The organism is Sphingomonas sp. Sph1(2015), from assembly GCF_001970915.1.
Taxonomy (GTDB): domain Bacteria; phylum Pseudomonadota; class Alphaproteobacteria; order Sphingomonadales; family Sphingomonadaceae; genus Sphingomonas; species Sphingomonas parapaucimobilis.
In genome coordinates, this window is record NZ_MQUI01000127.1 from 1 (window position 1) to 425 (window position 425).

The following is a 425-nucleotide window of genomic DNA, read 5'->3' on the forward strand; positions in this document are numbered from 1 at the left end:
GGAATTTTGGACAATGGGGGCAACCCTGATCCAGCCATTCCGCGTGAGTGAAGAAGGCCTTCGGGTTGTAAAGCTCTTTCAGCTGGAACGAAACGGTAGTCTCTAACATAGGCTGCTAATGACGGTACCAGCAGAAGAAGCACCGGCTAACTACGTGCCAGCAGCCGCGGTAATACGTAGGGTGCGAGCGTTAATCGGAATTACTGGGCGTAAAGCGTGCGCAGGCGGATTGTTAAGCCAGATGTGAAATCCCCGGGCTTAACCTGGGAATGGCATTTTGAACTGGCAATCTAGAGTGTGTCAGAGGGGGGTAGAATTCCACGTGTAGCAGTGAAATGCGTAGAGATGTGGAGGAATACCGATGGCGAAGGCAGCCCCCTGGGATAACACTGACGCTCATGTACGAAAGCGTGGGTAGCAAACAG

1 rRNA gene is annotated in these 425 nt (G+C 52.7%); it reads left to right on the top strand.

The annotated features are described in order from the left end of the window. Window positions 1-425: ribosomal RNA gene (locus tag BSZ14_RS18850) — 16S ribosomal RNA — on the top strand; the annotation flags it as partial.